Origin of the sequence: Streptomyces qaidamensis (assembly GCF_001611795.1) — a bacterium.
In the GTDB taxonomy this organism is placed as follows: Bacteria; Actinomycetota; Actinomycetes; order Streptomycetales; family Streptomycetaceae; genus Streptomyces; species Streptomyces qaidamensis.
Genome location: NZ_CP015098.1, coordinates 7,218,136 through 7,233,537, shown reverse-complemented (window position 1 = coordinate 7,233,537; position 15,402 = coordinate 7,218,136). Strand labels below are relative to the sequence as shown.

Sequence of the window (15,402 nt, the reverse complement as noted above, 5' to 3'; positions counted from 1 at the left end):
GTCACCTCAGCCCCGCGTGCGCCATGCCCGCCGCGACCCGCTCGATCCTGACGCCCTCATTGCGGTACTCGGCCGGTGCGCTGAGCGGGCCGATCCGGGTCCAGCGGCGATGCAGGGCGACGAGCCGCCACCGCTCGTCGAAGACGGGCGAGCCCGACGATCCTCGGTCGGTGTCGGTCCAGTACTGGACGATCTCGTCGTCGACGTAGCGCACGACGTTGTGCCGCGCGGCGAATTTCTTCACTCCGCCGTTCGGGTGCTGGATGATGTAGAGGCGGTCGCCCACGTCCAGGCCGGCCCGCTCCGGCAGTTCGATCACGACCGCGTCGTCGGGCAGGGGTCCGGCCGCCTTGATGACGGCCCAGTCGTCCGTCTCGTCACCGACCACGGAGCCGGGATCGCAGGCGACGCTCACGTGCTCCAGGTCGCGGCCGTCGAGGTCCTGCTCGTAGCCGAACCAGGCATCCACCTGCTCCGGGCGGGTGCCGCCGCCGCACAGGACATGATGATTGGTCAGCAGCAGGTCGTGGCTCACCCGGAATGCCGTGCCGTGGTAGCGGCGCCCACGGTCGTCGGTGACGAGCAGTCGGCACACCGCCGTTGCCTGTTCCGTTCCCCGGCGCAGGAACGCCACGTCCTGGAAGGTGTCGGTGCTGAAGATCCGTCGTTCCAGGGGGTCCGGGTCGGAGAAGTCCTTCCACGTACCTGGCGGAGGATCCGCCGCGGGTGCCTCGAGAACCGGCCTGTCTCCGATCAGTTCCTTCAGACGCTCCGCCACCGCGAGGTCCGGCCCGCTCTCGATCACTGAGAGCAGTGCCCTCAGCTTGCCCTGGTTGCGGGCGGCCGGGATGAGGTCGAACCAGACGCCGTAGACCGGCTGCCGCCAGTCCACGTCCCAGGTCACGATGCCCGCCTTCCCCGCCATGGCCTTCACGGCCATCGGCTCGTCGTAGACGGAGACGAGCAGTTCCTGGAGTTCCCGGGCTCCGGGGGCGCTCCATTCGAAGGGTAGGCGGTCGAGGAAATGCGTCATCGCTGTCACCTTGCTGCGGGCGGACGGTCGGCAGGCGTCACTTCTGCGGCTGGAAGGACCAGTAGGACCCGTCGGCGTGCGGCACGGACACCAGCCCGAAGCGCCGGGACGGCGGGAGGGCCTGCCGCAGCAGGCCGTAGACGTCCGCGAGGACGGACGTGTGGTCGCCCACGTACGAGTGGCCCATCAGCCCGGTGTCGAGGGCGCTGGCGTCGACGGTGTCGAGCCCCGGGGCGACGACGATTCCGGCCCCGGCCTGGCCGGCGCGCGGTGCGGCCGCCAGGGTGCGGGAAGCGGCCAGGGCTCGGTCGACGGACGATGCGTAGAGGGTGCATCCGGCCGCCTGCCGGGCGATGCGGGGAAGGCGCCGACGGAACACCTCGGCGTCGACGTCGGGCGCGGCGAAGATCACCTGGCCGAGTCGGCCGGAGCCCTCGGGCAGGCTCGTGGTGTCGAAGTCGGCGAGTGCTTCGGTGAGCAGCCGGTTCCCCATGCTGTGGGCCAGCACATGCACCTCGCTCACGTTCGTCTCTGTCAGAACCAGGCGCAGGAATTCCTGGAAGTACGGCACCGCGCGGCTGACGGAGTTCTCGTCCGCCACGTAGCCACCGACCGTGCCTTTCGACGGCCAGCTGTAGAGCAGGGGGACGCCGGTGAAATTCAGGTCGTAGGCGATCTGGGCCGCACGCATCACGGCGTCGCGGAACGGGACGTTGTAGCCGTGGACGAACAGCAGTGCCTGGTCCACCTCGCACTCCGCGAGCCGTTTGCGGGTCAGCTCGGTGAACTCCGGGGCGGTGGACCTCGCCACGGCGCCGAGGGTCGCGACCCTGGCCGGATCGTCCCGGAAGCGCAGCCGCCACACACGGGATTTCTCCGCGGCGCCCATACGGTGGTCGTCCGGGATTCCCACCCGGGCTTCCCCGTACGTCAGTTCCCCGCGCCCCGCGCCGAAGCCGGCCCGCTTCCCGTCGAGCGCGCGGTCCGTGGCGTACAGCACCGGAACCAGCAGTGAACGCTGCCAGGCGACCCAGTGCGGCGGCGGCGCGGCGGGGCCGAACCGCTCCCGGCGGGCCGCAAGAGCGTCGAACTCGGCAGCCAGCATGGCTCCGAGCGGAGCGTGGGCTTCGAATGCCAGGGCCACTTCGCGCGCCGCCGAATCGATCGCCTCATACGTCTCGGGCGTCGGCGTCTCCTCCGTGCCGCCGGCTGCGGAGACGTGCTGTACGGCGTCCAGCTCCCGCAACGCCGTCAGAACATGTGACTCCAGGCGTTCGAGGTCGGCTCCGTGCACGAACTCAGCTGCTTGCGGCCACACTTGCGCGACTGCGGGAACGAGTGGTCCCCAGTCCTCCACGTTGCCCCCCATGACTCCGAGAAGACTGCCGATACGCGGACCGGATGACTCACGGCCCCCCGAGGCATCATAAGGCGCGGGTCGGCCGCCTCGGAGGCCAAGTGCGCGGGTACCGAACCACGGTTGTGGCCGCGGCGCAGGGGTGCCCCTGAGTACCCGGCCTCATCGGGCTTGAGCAGCCGCTCGGATATCCCACCGCAGGTCAGCAGGACAAGGTCGTCCTGGGCGACCCGGTCCGGATCCGTCCGAGGGTGGCGCTCAGAGGCAAGAGGCGGGGACATCCGATGAGCAACGCGGCCGAGCAGATGCACATGTGGGCACATCCGTTGGTGCAGCGCCTTCTGTCACCGGAACTCGACCCGGATCACTGCGCGGTCTTCGGTAGCGGCCCCATGCGGGCACATGGACTCAAGAAGTCGCTCGGGGACCTCGACATCGTCGCCCGAGGGGGTCGCCCGGCATCCGCTTCGTCCAGCTCCGGCACGTGCTCGCCTACAGGCGCCGGCTGCGACGGCCGAAGGACGTCCCGGACATCGCCGCACTGGAGCAGGCTCTCGGCGCACCTGCGCACGCCTGCGGCCCGCGAGCGGCCTGAGCGCGGTTCCGTGCGGATCGGACACCCGAGCGGCTTGTTAGGCCCACCGCACCCCCGGGTACTCAGCAGTACATTCCCGGAACCCGCACCACCCGCACCACTCGGGAGATCCGATGCTCCGACGTCCACCCCCACGGCATCCCGCCGCAGCCCATGAGTGACGACACCGGACGGGCGGTGGAGGGCATGGAACGAGGCGCGGACCCGGCGCGGTCGGCTCTGATCTTGATCGACATGATCAACACCTACGACCATGAGGACGCCGAGCTCCTCGTGCCGTCCGTCGAAGGGATCCTGCCGGTCCTGACCGAGCTGCTCGGCCGGGCCCGCGAGGCGGACGTTCCCGTGATCTACGTGAACGACAACTCCGGGCTGTGGCGCTCACACCACGGAGAGCTGCTGGACGCGGCCCTGTCCCAGCCGAACGCCCATCTGATCGAGCCCATCCGGCCCGACGACCGGTCGCTGTTCGTCATGAAGGCACGCCACTCGGTCTTCTTCGAGACACCGCTGTCCTATCTCCTGTGGAGCCTGGACGTCGGGCACGTGGTCCTGACCGGCCAGGTCACCGAGCAGTGCGTCCTCTACTCCGCTCTGGACGCGCACATCCGCCACCTGGAGGTGACGGTGCCGAAGGACGCCGTCGCCTCTATCCATACCCACCTGGCGTCGGCCGCCCTGGAGATGATGGAACGCAACATGGGCGCCCGGATCACCACGGCGAAGGAGACCGAGTTCGAGCCCCACAAGACCTGAAGGCCGCCTTGCCCCTCCTTTACTCCGACGCCATTACCTGACTAAGGTCAGAGAATGACATCGGAGCAGGTGGAACGCGTGCGGCGCTTCAACCGGACGGTCGCCGAGCGGGTGGGGGTGCTGCACGACCACTATCTGGGCGGGGCGCGCCCCTACGGCCAGGCCCGGCTGCTCTGGCAGATCGGCGACGGCGGCACGCACGACGTACGCGGCGTACGGGAGCGGCTCGGCCTCGACTCCGGCTATGTGAGCCGCCTGCTGCGGGCACTCGAACGCGACGGCCTCGTCACCGTCGAACCGCACCCCCTCGACCGGCGGGTCCGCACCGTACGGCTGACCGAGGCCGGGCAGCGCGAGCGCGCCTTCCTCGACGACCGCAGCGACACACTGGCCGCCTCGCTCCTCGACCCGCTCGACGCCCGGCAGCGGGAGCGGCTGACCTCCGCCATGGCCGAGGTCGAGCGGCTGCTGACCGCCTCGGTGGTCTCCCTGGAAGAGCTCGGCCCCGATCACCCGGACGCCGCGCACTGCCTGCGGTCCTACGCCGCCGAGCTCGGCGAGCTCTTCGACGGCGGTTTCGACCCCGCGAACAGCCTGCTGCCCGACCCGGGCGAACTGCGCGCGCCGCGCGGGCTGTTTCTCGTCGCCCGCTTGCACGGCGAACCGGTGGGCTGCGGCGGGCTCAAGCTGCCGGCCGGGGCTCCCGCGGAGATCAAGCGGTTGTGGGTCTCCCCCGGGACCAGAGGACTCGGCCTGGCCCGACGCCTGCTGTCCGAACTGGAGGCACGCGCCGCCCGGCACGGCAGGGACCGGGTGCGGCTCGACACCAACAAGGCGCTGACGGCGGCGACTCGTCTCTACCGCGACAGCGGCTACACCGAGGTCCCCGCCTTCAACGACGAGCCCTATGCACACCACTGGTTCGAGAAGCGGCTGTGAGACAGCGGGCCCGTCGGGCTCAGCCGCAGCGGCGGCCGGAGTTGATGCAGCCGACGGCCTGCTTCATCAGCGCACCGCCCTGGCTTCCGGTTGTGCCTGTGTCCCTGGTCCATGGTTGCCTTCCGTTCGTCTGTCACCTGTGACACCTGTTTCTGGTGTGTCTGGTGTGACCACGTGCCCGCTGGGACGAGGGCCGGCCACCGATTCCGCCGGGCGTCACCGTCGCGTAGGAACGCGGGCGCCCCACTCCTGCCGCGCCGGTCAGCGGTGCTCGGGGTTGTCCGCACCGGGGCGGCACCCGGCGTCCCACTGCGAGCGCTGGTTGCCGTGGGCGGGAACTCCTCCGGCGCGCTTCAGCAGGGCCGCGATGTGCATGAGGTTCCAGGTCATGAAGCTGGTGTTGCGGTTGGTGAAGTCGTTCTCCGGGCCGCCGGAGTCCGCGTCCAGGTACGACGGTCCGGGACCGGCCGCTCCGATCCAGCCGGCGTCCGCCTGCGGCGGGATCGTGTAGCCGAGGTGCTGGAGGCTGTAGAGGACGTTCATCGCGCAGTGCTTGATGCCGTCCTCGTTGCCGGTGATGAGACAGCCGCCGACCCGGCCGTAGTAGGCGTACTGCCCCTGTGGGTTGAGCAGCGAGGAGCAGGCGTAGAGGCGCTCGATGACCTGCTTGGTGACGGAGCTGTTGTCGCCCAGCCAGATGGGGCCGGCCAGGACCAGGATGTCCGCCGCCATGACCCTCTCGTACAGCGTCGGCCAGACGTCCGTGGCGAAGCCGTGCTCGGTCATGTCCGGGTAGACGCCGGGCGCGATGTCGTGGTCGACGGCGCGGATCAGCTCCGTGGTCACGCCGGCGTTGTCCATGATCGACCGGCTCTTGTCGATCAGGCCCTGGGTGTGGCTGCGCTGCGGGGACGGCTTGAGCGTGCAGTTGATGTAGAGGGCGGTCAGGTCGTCGAAGCGGTGGGCCGCATCGGGTGCGGAGGGGGCTGTCATGGGGGCAGGTTCTCGTGCCGGGTCCGGTTTGTTGCGCTCCGGCACACCCGTGCCCGTCTTACGGAGTCATGACGTACGGCCGCGTTCTGATGAGGCGGGGGCCGTGGGGCGCCTAGCGTGCCCGTATGCGCGTACTGGTCACCGGCGGAGCCGGGTTCATCGGGTCGCACGTGGTCTCCGCCCTGCGGGAGCGGGGGCACGAGGCGGTCGTGTTCGACGTGCGGGAGGATCCCGCGGCCGACGTACGGGACACCGCTGCGGTGCGCCGCGCCCTGGCCGGTGTGGACGCCGTGTGCCACCAGGCCGCGAAGGTCGGGCTCGGCGACGGGGTCGCCGACGCGGCGGACTACGTCTCGCACAACGACCTGGGGACGGCCGTGCTGCTCGCGGCCATGGCGGAGGCGGGCGTTCGGGCCCTCGTGCTCGCCGGGTCGATGGTCGTGTACGGCGAGGGCCGGTACGCGTGTGCGCGGCACGGGGTGGTGAGGCCCGGGCCGCGGGCCGTGGCCGAGCTCGACGCGGGCCGGTTCGAGCCCCCGTGCCCGGTGTGCGGGGACGCCCTCTCCCCCGGGCTGGTCCGCGAGGACGCCCCGGCCGATCCGCGGAACGTGTACGCGACGACCAAGCTCGCCCAGGAGCATCTGGCCGCCGCCTGGGCCCGCTGCACCGGCGGGTCGGCGGTGTCGCTGCGCTACCACAACGTGTACGGGCCCGGCATGCCCCGGGACACCCCCTACGCCGGGGTCGCCTCGTTCTTCCGCTCGGCGCTCGCCCGGGGCGAGGCCCCGCGGGTGTTCGAGGACGGGCGGCAGCGCAGGGACTTCGTGCACGTCCGGGACGTGGCGGCGGCGAACGCCGTGGCGCTGGAGGCGGCGGCCGCCCCGGGCGCGCTCACCGCGTTCAACACCGGCAGCGGTGACCCTCACACCGTCGGCGAGATGGCGCGAGCCCTGGCCGCCGCGTACGGCGGCCCCGAGCCGGTCGTCACCGGCGAGTACCGGCTCGGGGACGTACGGCACATCACCGCGGACTCGTCGCGGCTGCGGGCGGAGTTGGGGTGGAAGCCCGCGGTCGGCTTCGAGGAGGGCATGACGGAGTTCGCGCGGGCGGGGATGCGGGGCGCCTAGCCGGCCGGCCCGGGGCGGGGCGGGACCGGTGGCCACCGTGGCCGCCGGCGTCCCCGGTCGCGGCGAAGGCCGGTGGGGAGGGACAGCACCACGGCGGTGGCCGTCGCGGCCACCGCCGTGGTGCTGTCCCTCGACCGGCTGCCGAGCCCGAGAGCCCGCGGGAGCGGGCCCGAACGCCTCGCCTGCCCGCGGGTGACGGGGTGCGGCTCGACGGGCGGGCCGCGGTGGCGGCGCGGAAGCGAGGTGCCCATCCCAATGCCCCGGGGTACGGCGCGGCCCCCGCGCCCACGGCGCCGGTCCGCCGGTCCACCGGTCCACCGATCCGCCGATCCGCCGATCATGACCAAGCCGGAGCGGCCTGCGCGGAAGCGAGGTCCCCGCGGCACAGCTCCCGCCCACGGGCGCCGGCCCACGGCCGCCAGCCCACCGGTCGAGCCGAGCCACCGACGCCGATGCCGACGCAGACGCCGACGCAGACGCCGACGAGAAAGCAAGGTGCCCATGGACACCTGCCCGCCGATCACGGCCGCGGTCGCGGTGGCCGGCGCGGGGCCGGGACCCGGCGCGGGGCCACGGCTCGGCACAGCGCCAGAACCCGGCACACGGCCACGGCCACCGCCGATCACGGCCGCGGTCGCGGTGGCCGGCGCGGGGCCGGGACCGGCGCGGGGCCACGGCTCGGCACAGCGCCAGAACCCTGCACACGGCCACGGCCCGGCACAGCGCCAGAACCCGGCACACGGCCACGGCCCGGCACAGCGCCAGGCCCCGGCACGGCCCCCGGCCGATTCACGAAGCGGCCGCGGGCAGCACCACCTCGAAGCGGCAGCCACCGGGAATGTTGCGTACGTCGGCCCGGCCCTGGTGGGCCTCCACGATGCCGCGCACGATGGCCAGGCCGAGGCCCGCCCCCGCCGGGGGCGTCCGGGCGTGTGTGCCGCGCCAGCCGGTGTCGAAGACGCGCGGCAGGTCCTCCTCGGGTATGCCGCCGCAGCCGTCCGTCACCGACAGGACGACGCCCTCGGGGGAACGCTCGGCGGCGATCGCGACCGTGCCGTCGGCCGGGGTCCGGCGGATCGCGTTGACCAGCAGGTTGCCCAGCACCCGGCTCATCTCCTTGCCGTCCACCTCCACCGGCACCGGCTCGACCCGGCCACCCACCAGCCGCACCCCGTGCGCGCGTGCGAGGGGGTCGACGCCGGCGAGGGCGTCGCCGACAAGGTCGTACAGGGAGATCCGGGTCGGTGTCAGGGCCAGGGCCCCGGCGTGGATGCGAGAGAGCTCGAAGAGGTCGCCGACCATGTCGTTGAGGCGTTCGACCTCGGTCCGCATCTGCCTGAGATAGCGGTTCGGGTCGGCGGCGACGCCGTCCTCCAAGGCCTCCGACATGGCGCGCAGACCGGCCAGCGGGGTCCGCAGGTCGTGCGAGATCCAGGCGACGAGTTCACGGCGGGAGGTCTCCAGGGCGCGTTCCCGCTCCCGGGACTCGGCGAGTCTGGCGCTGGTGGCCGCCAGCTCACGGCTCACCGCGGCGAGTTCGGCGGTGGCGGGCCCGTCGGGTGCGGCGAAGTCCCCGCCGTCGCCGAAGGAGCGCGCGGCCACGGCGAGTTCACGGCTGCGGGCGACGACCCAGCGGCCCAGCAGCAGGGCGGTGGCCAGGGAGACGACGGCCGCCATGGCGACGACGGTCGTCACGACGGTCAGGTCGTGCGGCGACAGGAACATCGCCCAGGCGACGGCGAGCGTGCCCGCGAGCATCGCGACGACGCCGACCGCCGCCACCACCGCGAGCGAGACGGTCAGCGAACGGCGCCGGATCAGGCGCAGTACACCCGCTCCGGCCAGCCCCGTCACGGCGGCACCGGCGAAGGCGTACAGGGCGATCAGGAGGTTGTCGCGCACGGTCAGTCGTCCCCTTCACCGGGCTCGAAGCGGTAGCCCACGCCCCAGACGGTCTGGATCAGGCGGGGCCGGGCCGGGTCGTCCTCGACCTTGCCGCGCAGGCGGCGGACGTGGACCGTGACGGTCGACAGGTCACCGAAGTCCCACCCCCAGACCTCCCGCATCAGGTCCTCGCGGCCGAAGGCCCGTCCCGGGTGGCGCAGGAAGAAGGAGAGCAGGTCGAACTCCCTCAGGGTGAGGGCGAGTTCGGTGCCGTTCTTGGTGACGCGGCGGGCCGTGGGCTCGACGGTCAGACCGGCCGCTCCCAGCCGGTCCCCCGGGGTGGCGGGGCGGCTGCGCCGCAGCACCGACTCGACGCGCAGGACGAGTTCGCGGGGGCTGAAGGGCTTGGTGACGTAGTCGTCGGCGCCGACCTCCAGGCCCAGGATGCGGTCGTCCTCGTCGCCGCGGGCGGTGAGCATGATGACGGGTAGGGGGCCGTTGCCGCGGATCCGCCGGCACACTTCCAGACCGTCCATGCCGGGCAGCATCAGGTCGAGCACGACGAGATCCGGCCGGCGCGCGGCGGCGCGTGCGAGGGCGCTCGGGCCGTCGTCGGCGCGGTCCACGGCGTAACCGGCGCGGTCCAGATATCCGGCGACGACCTCGGCGACGGTCGGATCGTCGTCGACGACCAGGATCCTGGGGGTCCGGCCCGCGGCGTCGGGGGGCTCGTACGGCTGCTGCATGCCTCCAGCCTGGCATCAGGCCGCCCCCGGCGGGACCCGGGCACCGCTCCGGCCGCCCGACGTCCGCGTTTCGTAAGGAGTGATGGTCCGGTATGCCCGATTCGCGTTCGTAGGGTGAAGCCGTGACGATGACACCTCCGGACGTCGACGTGGTGCTGCCCTGCCTGAACGAGGCCGAGGCCCTCCCCTGGGTGCTCGAACGGATTCCGCCGGGCTGGCGCGCACTCGTAGTCGACAACGGTTCCACGGACGGCTCGGCCGGCATCGCCCGCGCGTGGGGCGCGACCGTGGTGCACGAGCCGCGGCGGGGCTTCGGCGCCGCCTGCCACGCCGGACTGACGGCCGCCACCGCCGACGTGGTGTGCTTCTGCGACTGCGACGCCTCCCTCGACCCGGGACTCCTGGCCCCCTTCGTACGCGAAGTGCGCGACGGCGGGGCCGACCTGGTGCTCGGGCGGCGGCGTCCGCAGGGGCGGGGCGCGTGGCCGCCGCATGCCCGGGCCGGCAATCTCGCGCTCGCACGGATGCTGCGCCGCCGCACCGGGCTGCGCCTGCACGACCTCGGCCCCCTGCGCGCCGCCCGCCGGGAGGAACTGCTCGCCCTCGGCCTCAGCGACCGGCGCAGCGGCTATCCGCTCCAGATGGTCGTCCGCGCGGCCGACGCGGGGTGGCGGATCGCCGAGCACGACGTGCCGTACCTGCCGCGTGCGGGGGCCTCGAAGGTGACCGGCACCTGGCGCGGTACGTGGCAGGCCGTACGGGACATGAGCCGCGTGCTGGCCGAAACGCCCGCGCCCGAGAGGGGAACGACCACGCACGAAGGGGGACCCGTCCGTTGACCACGCTCCTCGTCATCGCCAAGGAGCCGCGACCGGGCCGGGTGAAGACGCGGCTCACGCCGCCCTTCACGCCCGGGGAGGCGGCCGAACTGGCCGAAGCGGCCCTGGCGGACACGCTGAACGCCGTGGCGGCCACGCCCGCCACCCGGCGCGTCCTGGTGCTCGACGGTGCCCCAGGCCCCTGGCTGCCGCCGGGTTTCGACGTCGTGGCGCAGTGCGCGGGCGGTCTCGACGAACGGCTGGCGGAGGCCTTCGCGGGCTGCGCCGGCCCCGCCCTGCTCATCGGCATGGACACCCCGCAGGTGACCCCGGAGCTGCTCACCGTGGACTTCGCCGACTGCGACGCCTGGTTCGGCCCGGCGGAGGACGGCGGCTTCTGGGCCCTCGGCCTGGCCTGCCCGGACCCCGCTCTGCTGCGGGGCGTGCCCATGTCGACGCCGGTGACGGGTGCCGTGCAGCGGGAGCGGCTGGCCTCCGCGGGACTACGGGTGCGCGACCTGCCGCCCCTGCGCGACGTCGACACCGCCGCCGACGCCCACGCCGTCGCCGCACTCGCCCCGCGGGGGCGCTTCGCGGCGCGGCTGGCCCGGTGTCCGGCGGCCGGAGGACCGGTCACCGGGCCGGGCCCGGTCGGTCCCCGATGAGCGCCCCGTCCGCGACCGCCCTGGCGTGGGCCGCCGCCGACCCCTACGACGCCGCCCTGCGCGCGGGCCGCGGCCCGCTGTTCCTGCGGCGTACGGACGGCTGGCTGCTGCCGCTGGAGGTGGAGCGCTGGTGCGCCGGGGCCGACCCGGTCGACCGGGACGTGCTGGACCGGTGCGAGGGAGCCGTGCTGGACGTGGGGTGCGGGCCCGGACGCCTCGTGGCCGAACTGGCCGCCCGGGGGCGGGCCGCCCTGGGGATCGACGTCAGCGAGGCCGCGGTGGAGCACACCGCCCGGCTCGGGGGCCAGGCGCTGCGGCGGTCGGTGTTCGAGCAGCTGCCCGGCGAGGGCCGCTGGGACACCGTGCTGCTCATGGACGGCAACATCGGCATCGGCGGCGACCCGCGTGCCCTGCTGGAGCGGGTCGCCGGGCTGTTGCGCCCCGGAGGTCTGCTGATCGCCGAGACGGTCCCCGCGGACGTCGACGAGCGCGTGCGCGTGCACATCACCGACGCCCGTGCCACCACCGGCGACCCCTTCCCCTGGGCGCGGCTCGGCACCCGGGCGCTGCTCGGGTACGCGCGGGACTGGGAGCGGGCCGGTCAGTGGACGGCCGGCGGACGGCACTTCGCCGCCCTGCGCAGCCGCAGCAGCCGCACCACCAGCAGCAGCGCCGAGCCACCGAAGAGGACGGCGGTGATCAGCAGCCAGCGCGCGAGGAACACGTCGGCGGGCAGACCGGTGGCGGACCGGTAGCGCCGCTCCACCGCGCCGCTGATCAGCGGGAACCACACGAGGAGCAGCAGCCCGGAGAGGGCGGCCGGTACGCGCACGTACATCGCCCACTCCCGGCGGCGGACCGCGCCGAACCCGGATACCACCGCCCGGTCCGCCGCCGCGTACAGCGGCAGCAGCACGAGGTCGTGCAGCAGCGCCGCGCCCACGACCCACAGCGCCACGCCGAACCAGTCGCCGGCGAGCAGGCGCACCCCCGCGTAGACCGCGAGGGCGAACGAGCAGGACAGCAGCAGGAGGTGCAGGGGGCTGCCGAGCGGGAGCCGCGGTGCGCGCATCAGAGGTCTCCGAACGTCATGCGGGCCACCCACTTGGTGTTCAGCACACCGGGCGCCGCGGGCACGATGATCCGCGCCGGGTAGCCGTGGTCGGGGGACAGCTCCTCGCCGTTGACGTACAGGGCGAGCAGGGAGCGCGGGTCGGCCACCTGGTCGGCGCTCAGGGCGGCCTTGCGGAAAGCTCCGTGCCGCTGGAGGGACTCGACGAACACGTCCGGCGGGTCGTCCTCGTACCCGACGAGGGCCGCGAGGTCGCGCAGCCGCACCCCGCGCCACCACTGGTCCGGCGTGGACCAGCCCTCCACACAGGCGATGGGCAACGCCGAGCTGTGCAGGGCGAGCCCGGTGAGCCGGGCGCGGCTGAGGCGGACCGTGCCCGTACGCCCCGTCACCACGAGCCGCCACGCGTCCTCGGCCGTTTCCGCCGTGTCGATCCCGGCGTACGCGGCGGTCTTGTTGATCTGGAAGCCATTGGGGCCGCTGCCGGGTTCGGCGCCCCCGTGCGGGGCGAGGAGGGCGGTGCGCCGGAGCGGGCCCCCGAAGTTCTGTCCCACGGTCGTGGCGAACAGCAGCAGTGAGCCGCCCCCGACGAACCACAGGGCGCCCCGCCGGGAGACGGTCGGCTCGGCGGGACGGGGGGACACCAGGTCGTTCTTCTCCTCCCTCAGCCGCCGCAGATTGCGCAGGGCCGTGGGCGCCTTCAGCAGGGCGTGGGCCACGAAGGCGGCGAAGAACACCCAGGCGCCGTAGAAGTGCAGGGGGTAGAACGAGCCCGGGAAGACGTAGTCGAGCTGGACGTTGAGGACACCGGTCACGAACTCGAACAGTCCGCCGCCGACCAGCAGGAGCAGCGAGATCCGCTCCAGGGCGTGGGCGAGGGAGCGGGCCGGGGGCAGGGTGAACAGCCTCGGCACGACGGACCACAGCTTGGCGAGCAGGACGGGGATCAGGGTGATGCCGAGGGTGACGTGGACGCCCTGGTTCAGCCGGTACAGCCAGTGCGGGTTCGTCGGCCAGGAGAAGAGGTAGAAGCCGAGGATCCCCTTGTCCGGGGTCTTGTCGTTGACCGGCGACAGGTCCGGGTTGTAGGCGGCGTACGAGAGGAGTCCCGTCACGAACAGCACGGTGATGCCGGCGAGCAGGACCAGGCCCAGCACCGAGGTGAACCAGGGGCCGCGCAGGGGGCTGCGCCAGAAGCCGGGGGACGTGGGGAGCCGCAGGTCGCGTGGATCGTCTCGCATGAGCCGACGGTAGGCCGCGAGCACCCCGCGGGAGGGTGCGCGACCCATGACGAAACGCTGACGTCGGACCCGGTCGGCGGCCCGCGGCCGGTCGCGCGGCCTAGCGTGCCGGTGTGATGCGCACCCCGCCCTCCGCCCCGCCGTCCCTGGACCTGCGCCGTGACCTGTACGCCGTCGCGGCCGCCGTGCTGCTCGTGACGGTGTCCGTGGCCGTCGGCCGCCACATCGAGGACACCCGCCGGACGTTGTTCGTCGACTGGCCCCCACTGCTGGCCTCCTGGGCGCCGCACCTGGGCCCCGGCACGCCGGCCGCCGTCCTGGTGGCGATCGCCACCGTCGCCCAGGGTCCCGCGCTGGCGGCCCGCCTCCCCTGGCGTGCCCTGCTCCCGGCCGCCTGGGGCACGGCCATGGCGTGGATCTTCTCCCTCGCCCTGGTCGACGGCTGGGACCGGGGCATCGCACGCCGGCTCACCACCCGCCACGAATACCTCCAGGTCATCGACCGCTTCCATGACATCCCGGCGGCGCTGCGGGGCTTCACCGGGCACATCCTGCTGGACTCCCCCGACAACTGGCCCGCCCACATCGCCGGGCATCCGCCCGCCGCCACCCTCACCTTCGTGCTGCTCGACCGGATCGGGCTGCGGGGCGGGGGGTGGGCGGGGGTGTGGTGCATCGCCGTCGGGGCGACCGCCTGCGTGGCCGTGCTGGTGACGATCCGCGCGCTGGCGGACGAGACGCTCGCCCGCCGGGCTGCCCCCTTTCTGGTCCTGGCCCCGGCGGCCGTGTGGATGGGCACCTCGGCCGACGCGTACTTCGCGGCGGTGGCGGCGTGGGCGGTGGCACTGCTGGCCCTCGCGGTCACCCGGGGATCCCTGGGGTGGGCGGGCGCGTCCGGGCTGCTGTTCGGCCTGACCTGCTACCTGTCGTACGGCCTCACGCTCGTCGCGCTGATCGCCGGGGCGGTCCTGGTGCTCGGCCGGCACGGCATCCGGGAGCGCCCGGCCCTGTCGGTGCCGTGGCTCGCCGGGCTGGCGGTGGTCCCCGCGGCGTTCACGATCGCGGGATTCGACTGGTGGGAGGCCTACCGACTGCTGGTCACGCGCTACGGCCAGGGGGCGGGCGGCATCCGCCCCTACGGCTACTGGGTGTGGGCCAACCTGGCCTGCACGGTGCTCGTCACGGGACTGGCGACGGCGGCGGGACTGCGGCGGACGGCGGCCGCACTGGTCCGGCGTCGCACCGGCCCTCCAGCCGCCGTACGTCTGGCGTTCCTGGTCTCCGTCGCGCTCCTGGCCCTGCTGGTCGCCGACCTGTCCGGCATGAGCAAGGCGGAGACGGAACGCATCTGGCTGCCCTTCGCCCTGTGGCTGCTCCCGGCATGCGCGTTCCTCACCCGCCCCCGCGCCTGGCTCACCGCCCAGGCGCTGCTCGCGCTGCTCCTCAACCATCTGCTGATCACCGGGTGGTGACCCGCTGCCTGCGGCGTCAGGCGACCGGGTGGGTGTCGGTCATGGCGACGGTGTCGACGTCGGGGGCGACGTCCGGTGCCGTGCGCAGGTAGGCGGTGATCTGCTTGCCGGTGCCGAGGGGAGCGACGGCGACGTCCGCGCTGACCGTGTGCACCACGTGCATGCCGTGGCCGCCGAAGCGCTGCCCGTCGCGCTTCCTGACCACCGGCAGCTCGGCGGAGGTGTCCCACACGGTGATGGCCAGTCCGTCGTCGGAAAGCTGCAGGATCATCCCGCAGGCGCCGGGAGCGTGCCGGATCGCGTTGGTGACGAGTTCGCTGACGACCAGTTCGGCGTCGATCGCCAGCGGGGCCGGTACGGGCCTGCGGCCGGTACACGGTACGTACGCCAAGAACGCCTGCAGCGCCCGGCGCGCCTCGACGGCGCAGGCCGCGCCGTCGGCCCAGACCGCGCCGCAGCGCAGGGCGGCCTGCTCGTCCGTGCCCGGCTCATCTGCCGCCTGCTTCATAAGCGGGATGACCATGTGGGGCTCTTTCGTTGTGGTTCATGTTGCTCAGGGGTGCTTCGGTCGCTCGTCTACCCCGGAGCGGACCGGGCATACTGCCCTCCGCCCACCGTTGTGTTGCGCTCTGCGCCGCACTCGCCCGTCCGCGTGTCCCGCCACCTCCTCCGGCTGCGCCGAGCTGAGCTGTTCACTCCTTCGC

General features: G+C 73.2%; 14 protein-coding genes. 7 read left to right on the top strand and 7 right to left on the bottom strand.

Annotation, left to right across the window (positions count from 1 at the left end; translation table 11 throughout):
* Position 1 precedes the first annotated feature (1 nt).
* Both A4E84_RS31990 and A4E84_RS31985 read right to left on the bottom strand, forming a co-directional pair.
* Positions 2-1,033, bottom strand: coding sequence for a S1 family peptidase (locus A4E84_RS31990; RefSeq protein ID WP_062929883.1), 1,032 nt, complete (start codon positions 1,031-1,033; stop codon positions 2-4).
* A 37-nt stretch (positions 1,034-1,070) separates the two neighbouring features.
* Positions 1,071-2,327 (bottom strand): alpha/beta hydrolase, encoded by a 1,257-nt coding sequence (locus tag A4E84_RS31985; protein ID WP_062929882.1) that lies wholly within the window; start codon positions 2,325-2,327, stop codon positions 1,071-1,073.
* Between the two features lie 844 nt (positions 2,328-3,171).
* On the opposite strand from A4E84_RS31985, the gene A4E84_RS31980 reads away from it, so the two are divergent.
* Both A4E84_RS31980 and A4E84_RS31975 read left to right on the top strand, forming a co-directional pair.
* Positions 3,172-3,741, top strand: a complete 570-nt coding sequence (locus tag A4E84_RS31980) for a cysteine hydrolase family protein (RefSeq protein WP_062931684.1) — start codon at positions 3,172-3,174, stop codon at positions 3,739-3,741.
* Positions 3,742-3,795: 54 nt separating this feature from the next.
* Positions 3,796-4,680, top strand: coding sequence for a bifunctional helix-turn-helix transcriptional regulator/GNAT family N-acetyltransferase (locus A4E84_RS31975; protein WP_062929881.1), 885 nt, complete (start codon positions 3,796-3,798; stop codon positions 4,678-4,680).
* Between the two features lie 261 nt (positions 4,681-4,941).
* Here A4E84_RS31975 and A4E84_RS31970 read toward each other — a convergent pair whose 3' ends face one another.
* Positions 4,942-5,673 carry a flavodoxin family protein gene (locus A4E84_RS31970; RefSeq protein ID WP_062929880.1) on the bottom strand — a complete coding sequence of 244 codons (732 nt, stop codon included), beginning with the start codon at positions 5,671-5,673 and terminating at the stop codon, positions 4,942-4,944.
* A gap of 125 nt (positions 5,674-5,798) precedes the next feature.
* Between A4E84_RS31970 and A4E84_RS31965 the strand changes: the two genes are divergently transcribed.
* Positions 5,799-6,800, top strand: coding sequence for an NAD-dependent epimerase/dehydratase family protein (locus A4E84_RS31965; protein ID WP_062929879.1), 1,002 nt, complete (start codon positions 5,799-5,801; stop codon positions 6,798-6,800).
* Positions 6,801-7,589: 789 nt separating this feature from the next.
* Here A4E84_RS31965 and A4E84_RS31960 read toward each other — a convergent pair.
* Both A4E84_RS31960 and A4E84_RS31955 read right to left on the bottom strand, forming a co-directional pair.
* Entirely contained in the window at positions 7,590-8,702 is a 1,113-nt protein-coding gene (locus A4E84_RS31960) for a sensor histidine kinase (RefSeq protein WP_062929878.1), read from the bottom strand.
* A gap of 2 nt (positions 8,703-8,704) precedes the next feature.
* Complete coding sequence (locus tag A4E84_RS31955) at positions 8,705-9,430, bottom strand: response regulator transcription factor (RefSeq protein ID WP_062929877.1); 726 nt, start codon at positions 9,428-9,430, stop codon at positions 8,705-8,707.
* 128 nt (positions 9,431-9,558) lie between these two features.
* On the opposite strand from A4E84_RS31955, the gene A4E84_RS31950 reads away from it, so the two are divergent.
* Genes A4E84_RS31950 through A4E84_RS31940 form a run of 3 tightly spaced genes read left to right on the top strand, consistent with a single transcriptional unit; the run spans position 9,559 to position 11,668 of the window.
* The gene (locus A4E84_RS31950; RefSeq protein WP_062929876.1) at positions 9,559-10,269 is read left to right on the top strand and encodes a glycosyltransferase family 2 protein; all 711 of its coding nucleotides are present in this window, start codon (positions 9,559-9,561) and stop codon (positions 10,267-10,269) included.
* Positions 10,266-10,913: a TIGR04282 family arsenosugar biosynthesis glycosyltransferase gene (locus A4E84_RS31945; protein WP_062929875.1), complete on the top strand. Its 648-nt coding sequence runs from the start codon at positions 10,266-10,268 to the stop codon at positions 10,911-10,913. The genes A4E84_RS31950 and A4E84_RS31945 overlap by 4 nt, the downstream gene beginning before the upstream one ends.
* A complete protein-coding gene (locus tag A4E84_RS31940; protein WP_062929874.1) occupies positions 10,910-11,668 on the top strand; it encodes a class I SAM-dependent methyltransferase in 759 nt (252 codons plus the stop codon). Before A4E84_RS31945 ends, A4E84_RS31940 begins: the two co-directional genes overlap by 4 nt.
* A 316-nt stretch (positions 11,669-11,984) precedes the next feature.
* Here A4E84_RS31940 and A4E84_RS31935 read toward each other — a convergent pair whose 3' ends face one another.
* Complete coding sequence (locus A4E84_RS31935; RefSeq protein ID WP_062929873.1) at positions 11,985-13,226, bottom strand: molybdopterin-dependent oxidoreductase; 1,242 nt, start codon at positions 13,224-13,226, stop codon at positions 11,985-11,987.
* A 116-nt stretch (positions 13,227-13,342) separates the two neighbouring features.
* Here A4E84_RS31935 and A4E84_RS31930 point away from each other — a divergent pair, with 116 nt between their 5' ends.
* Complete coding sequence (locus A4E84_RS31930; RefSeq protein WP_062929872.1) at positions 13,343-14,698, top strand: hypothetical protein; 1,356 nt, start codon at positions 13,343-13,345, stop codon at positions 14,696-14,698.
* 16 nt (positions 14,699-14,714) lie between these two features.
* Here A4E84_RS31930 and A4E84_RS31925 read toward each other — a convergent pair whose 3' ends face one another.
* Positions 14,715-15,221, bottom strand: a complete 507-nt coding sequence (locus tag A4E84_RS31925; RefSeq protein ID WP_062929871.1) for an ATP-binding protein — start codon at positions 15,219-15,221, stop codon at positions 14,715-14,717.
* Between the last annotated feature and the right edge of the window lie 181 nt (positions 15,222-15,402).

What these genes read in the sequence shown, in the direction of transcription:
- A4E84_RS31990 (WP_062929883.1), bottom strand. Translation starts at nt 1,033, where the DNA reads ATGACGCATTTCCTCGACCGCCTACCCTTCGAATGGAGCGCCCCCGGA.
- A4E84_RS31980 (WP_062931684.1), top strand. Translation starts at nt 3,172, where the DNA reads ATGGAACGAGGCGCGGACCCGGCGCGGTCGGCTCTGATCTTGATCGAC.
- A4E84_RS31975 (WP_062929881.1), top strand. Translation starts at nt 3,796, where the DNA reads ATGACATCGGAGCAGGTGGAACGCGTGCGGCGCTTCAACCGGACGGTC.
- A4E84_RS31970 (WP_062929880.1), bottom strand. Translation starts at nt 5,673, where the DNA reads ATGACAGCCCCCTCCGCACCCGATGCGGCCCACCGCTTCGACGACCTG.
- A4E84_RS31965 (WP_062929879.1), top strand. Translation starts at nt 5,799, where the DNA reads ATGCGCGTACTGGTCACCGGCGGAGCCGGGTTCATCGGGTCGCACGTG.
- A4E84_RS31955 (WP_062929877.1), bottom strand. Translation starts at nt 9,430, where the DNA reads ATGCAGCAGCCGTACGAGCCCCCCGACGCCGCGGGCCGGACCCCCAGG.
- A4E84_RS31950 (WP_062929876.1), top strand. Translation starts at nt 9,559, where the DNA reads ATGACACCTCCGGACGTCGACGTGGTGCTGCCCTGCCTGAACGAGGCC.
- A4E84_RS31940 (WP_062929874.1), top strand. Translation starts at nt 10,910, where the DNA reads ATGAGCGCCCCGTCCGCGACCGCCCTGGCGTGGGCCGCCGCCGACCCC.
- A4E84_RS31935 (WP_062929873.1), bottom strand. Translation starts at nt 13,226, where the DNA reads ATGCGAGACGATCCACGCGACCTGCGGCTCCCCACGTCCCCCGGCTTC.
- A4E84_RS31930 (WP_062929872.1), top strand. Translation starts at nt 13,343, where the DNA reads ATGCGCACCCCGCCCTCCGCCCCGCCGTCCCTGGACCTGCGCCGTGAC.
- A4E84_RS31925 (WP_062929871.1), bottom strand. Translation starts at nt 15,221, where the DNA reads ATGGTCATCCCGCTTATGAAGCAGGCGGCAGATGAGCCGGGCACGGAC.